The following is a 4,317-nucleotide window of genomic DNA, read 5'->3' on the forward strand; positions in this document are numbered from 1 at the left end:
TCCTCGGCGTCCGCGTGCAGCGGGCCGTGCGGCTCCGCGTCCGCGCGCTCCCCGCGGACGCGCCGGCGCTCGGCGCGGCGGGCCGCCCGCTGCTCGGAGGCGCCCTCCGGGTCCTGGCCGGTGAGCCAGTCGTAGCCGCCGGCGATCCGCTGCGGGATCGAGCCCACGGGCGTGGCCGTGAGCACCAGCACGGAGAAGAAGGCGAGGGCGACCATGAGCGCCCAGACGGGCACCACGGTCAGCAGGGAGGCGAGCGGCGCCGTCGCCAGGTAGCCGACCATGCCGCCGGCGCCGAGCATGTCGTCGAACGCCTCGGCGGCCGAGGGGACCCCGGCCACGAGGTGCGCGATGCCGGCACCCGCCACCGTGGCCATGAGCAGGCCGATGACGATGCGCCCGTTGGCGCGGTGGGCCGTGGGGCTGCGGAAGCAGCGCACCGCCACCACCACCAGGGCGATCGGCACGAGCAGGGCGAACCATCCCACGGTGCCGCCGGCCACCCCGTGCACCACGCGGCCGAAGCCGGTCTCGCGCAGGCCCCACCACTCGACGGACGCGATCACCGCGGCCAGCAGCAGCAGGAACAGGCCGGTGCCGTCGCGGCGCTCCTCGCGGTCGACGCGCACGTCCGGGCCGAGCTTGCGGAAGGCGGCGCCGACTGGCGTGGCCAGGCCCATCCACAGGGCGTGGAGGGCGCGCAGGGGCGCGGCGGGACGGTCGGCGTCGGGGACGGACGCCGTCGACACCCTCCGCCCGGATCCCTTGCCTCCGGCGCGGCCGGAGCGGGATGAGGACGAGGAGGTCGACGATCGCGTGGGGGAAGTACGGGTCGCCATGCCCACCAAACTACCGCGAACCGCGGACGGGGCGGGCATGGCGGCCCGGGCGGATCAGGCCTCCAGGACCACGGGGATGATCATGGGGCGGCGCCGCAGCTTGCGGTTGACCCACGTGCCGACGGTGCGGCGGACCACCTGCTGGAGCTGGTGCGCGGTGTGGTCCTTACTGGACTGCACCGCCTCCTCCAGCGCCCGGGCGATCTTCGGCTTGATGTCCTCGAACACCTTCTCGTCCTCGGCGACGCCGCGGGCGTGGATGTCCGGTCCGGAGACGATGCTGCCGGTCTGGCGGTTCACCACGGTGATGATCGAGATGAAGCCCTCCTCGCCCAGGACGCGGCGGTCCTTGAGGTCCGAGTCGGAGATCTCGCCCACGGAGGAGCCGTCCACGTACACGTAGCCGCAGTCCACCTCGCCCACGACCTTCACGAGGCCGTCGGTCATGTCCACCACGGTGCCGTTGCCGGCGAGGATCACGTTCTCGGCCGGCACGCCGGTCTTCTCCGCGATCCGGCCGTTGGCGATCAGGTGCCGGGTCTCGCCGTGCACCGGCATCACGAACTCCGGCTCGACGATGTTGTAGCAGTAGAGCAGCTCGCCCTCGGAGGCGTGGCCGGAGACGTGCACCTTCGCCATGCCCTTGTGCACCACGTTGGCGCCGAGCTTCATGAGGCCGTTGATCACGCGGAACACGGAGTTCTCGTTGCCCGGGATCAGCGAGGAGGCGAGGACCACGAGGTCGCCCTCCTCCAGCTGCACCTGGTGGTCGCCGTTGGCCATGCGGGACAGGGCGGCCATGGGCTCGCCCTGCGAGCCGGTCACCATCAGGACGACCTCGTCGTCCTTGTACTTGTCCACCTTGCGGATGTCCACGAGGATCCCGTTCGGCACGTTGAGGTAGCCGAGCTTGGCCGCGATGGTCATGTTGCGGATCATCGAGCGGCCACCGAGGGCGACCTTGCGGCCGTGCTTGTGCGCGGCGTCGAGGACCTGCTGCACGCGGTGCACGTGCGAGGAGAACGAGGCCACCACGATCCGGCGCTTCGCCGTGGCGAAGTAGCGCTCCAGGGTGGGGCCGATCTCCGCCTCGGTGGTGGTGAAGCCCGGCACCTCGGCGTTGGTGGAGTCGGTCATGAACAGGTCCACGCCCTCCTCGCCCAGGCGGGCGAAGGCGCGCAGGTCCGTGATGCGGCCGTCCAGCGGCAGCTGGTCCATCTTGAAGTCGCCGGTGTGCAGGATGGTGCCGGCGTCCGTGTGGATGGCGACGGCGAGCGCGTCCGGGATCGAGTGGTTCACGGCCACGAACTCGCACTCGAACGGGCCGAACTCCACGATCTCGTCTTCCTTGACGACGCGGGTGCGCGGCTTGATCCGGTGCTCCTCCAGCTTGGCCTCGATCAGGGCGAGGGTCAGCTTGGAGCCGATCACGGGGATGTCGTCGCGCAGGCGCAGCAGGTACGGCACGGCGCCGATGTGGTCCTCGTGGCCGTGGGTCAGGACGATGCCGACGACGTCGTCCATGCGGTCCCGGATGTAGTCGAAGTCCGGGAGGATCAGGTCGACGCCGGGCTGGTGCTCCTCGGGGAAGAGGACGCCGCAGTCGACGATGAGGATCTTGCCGTCGATCTCGAAGGTGACCATGTTGCGGCCGACCTCCTCGAGGCCGCCCAGCTGGACGATGCGGCAGGTGCCCTTCTTGAGCTTGGGCGGGGTGGACAGGCGGGTGCCTGGAGTCATGGAGGGATGTCCCTTCTAGAAGGTGATGCCGGCCTCCGCGAGGTCGGCTCGGATGTCGGAGAGCTCGTCGGCGCCGGCCTGGACGAGGGGCAGCCGCACGGCTGCGGACGGGATGACGCCCTGGGCGGCGAGGACGGCCTTCGCGGCCACCGCGCCCTGGACGTGGGCCATGATGCCGCGCTGGACGGGGTCCAGCGCGAAGTGGTGCTCGCGGGCCGCGGCGAGGTCGCCGGCGTGGACCGCGTCCACGAGCTTGCGGTACAGGCCCGGGGCCACGTGCGCGGCCACGGAGACGACGCCCACGGCGCCGAGGGCCATGAGCGGCAGGGTGGCGCCGTCGTCGCCGGAATAGAGGTCCAGGTCCGAGTGCGCCAGGACGGTGGTGGTGGACTGCAGGTCCCCCTTGGCGTCCTTGAGCGCGCGGATGTTCGGGTGCTGGGCCAGGGCGATGAGGGTCTCCGGCTCGATCGGCATGACCGAGCGGCCGGGGATGTCGTAGAGCATGATCGGCAGGTCCACGCCGTCTGCGACGGCCTCGAAGTGGGCCCGGATGCCGGCCTGGTTGGGCTTGTTGTAGTACGGGGTGACGAGCAGCAGCCCGTCCACGCCCGTCTCCTTGGCCCGCCGGGAGAGCTCGAGGGTGTGCGCCGTGTCGTTGGTGCCGGTGCCGGCCACCACCTTGGCGCGGTCCCCCACGGCCTCCACGACCGTGCGGAACATGGCGAGGTTCTCCTCGTCCGTGAGGGTGGAGGTCTCGCCGGTGGTGCCGGTGACCACGAGGCCGTCGGCGCCGCCGTCCACCAGGTGCTCGGCGAGGGCGGCCGCCGCCTCCAGGTCCACGGCGCCCTCGTCGGTCATGGGGGTGACCATGGCGGGCACGACCGTGCCGAAGAGCAGCTCGGAGGGGGCGGAGGCGGAACGGACGGCACTCATGGGCCCCACCCTACCTGCGAGACTGGGGACCCACCCCGTCCGTCGCCCCACTGCGACGCACCGCGCCTGCGAGAGGAGCCCGCCCTGTCCCCCGCCCCGCCCCCGGCCGCGACGACGCCGGCCCCGTCCGTCCGCCGCCCGCGCCTGCGGGGCGTGGACGCCGCCCGGGGCGTCGCCCTGCTGGGCATGGTCGCCGTGCACGTGGTGGACCCGACGACCGCCGCCGGCGACCCGCACCCGGTCTTCCTGGGCTTCGCCGGCCGCGCCTCGGTGCTGTTCGTGCTGCTGGCCGGCGTCGGGCTGGCCCTGTCCACGGGCGGGACCCGCCCCGCCGAGGGCGCGCGCCGCGCGGTGCTGCGCCGCCGGATCGCCCGGCGGGCGGGGCTGCTGTTCGTGGTGGGCCTGGCGTGCGGCGCGCTGGGCACCCCGGTGGCGGTGATCCTGTGCCACTACGCCCTGCTGTTCCTGCTCGCCCTGCCGCTGCTCGGGCTGCGGGCCCCCGCGCTTGGGGCGATCGCCGGGGCGTGGCTCGTGGTGGGCCCGGTCGCCGTGTTCGCCGCGAGCACGGCCGGCCAGGCGCTGCTGGGCCGGGACGAGTTCCTCCTCGGCGCCCGGCTGTGGCTGTCCCCCATGCCCGAGGACCTGCTCACCCCCGGGGTGCTGCTGGCCGACCTCGTGGTCACCGGCTACTACCCCGTGCTCTCCTGGGGCGCCTTCCTGGTGCTGGGCCTGGCCCTGGGCCGCCTGCCGCTGGACCGCGCACGGGTGGCCGCCGCCCTCCTCGCGGCCGGCGCGCTGGCCTGGGGCG

General features: G+C 73.0%; 4 protein-coding genes. 1 reads left to right on the plus strand and 3 read right to left on the minus strand.

Going from position 1 to position 4,317, the window contains the following annotated elements; all coding sequences use genetic code 11:
• From NWP10_RS10685 to dapA, 3 genes are all read right to left on the minus strand, one after another.
• Positions 1–746, minus strand: a 746-nt coding sequence (locus tag NWP10_RS10685; protein WP_258300892.1) for a DNA translocase FtsK 4TM domain-containing protein, incomplete at its 3' end; no start/stop codon positions are given.
• Positions 747–890: 144 nt separating this feature from the next.
• Positions 891–2,576 carry a ribonuclease J gene (locus NWP10_RS10690; protein WP_258300893.1) on the minus strand — a complete coding sequence of 562 codons (1,686 nt, stop codon included), beginning with the start codon at positions 2,574–2,576 and terminating at the stop codon, positions 891–893.
• A 15-nt stretch (positions 2,577–2,591) separates the two neighbouring features.
• Positions 2,592–3,509, minus strand: a complete 918-nt coding sequence (gene dapA / locus NWP10_RS10695; protein ID WP_258300894.1) for a 4-hydroxy-tetrahydrodipicolinate synthase — start codon at positions 3,507–3,509, stop codon at positions 2,592–2,594.
• Between the two features lie 153 nt (positions 3,510–3,662).
• On the opposite strand from dapA, the gene NWP10_RS10700 reads away from it, so the two are divergent.
• Positions 3,663–4,317 (plus strand): DUF1624 domain-containing protein (locus tag NWP10_RS10700; RefSeq protein ID WP_258300895.1); only part of this gene is annotated, 655 nt, incomplete at its 3' end.

The sequence above is a fragment of the Micrococcus sp. HG099 genome, assembly GCF_024723355.1.
Taxonomy (GTDB): domain Bacteria; phylum Actinomycetota; class Actinomycetes; order Actinomycetales; family Micrococcaceae; genus Micrococcus; species Micrococcus endophyticus.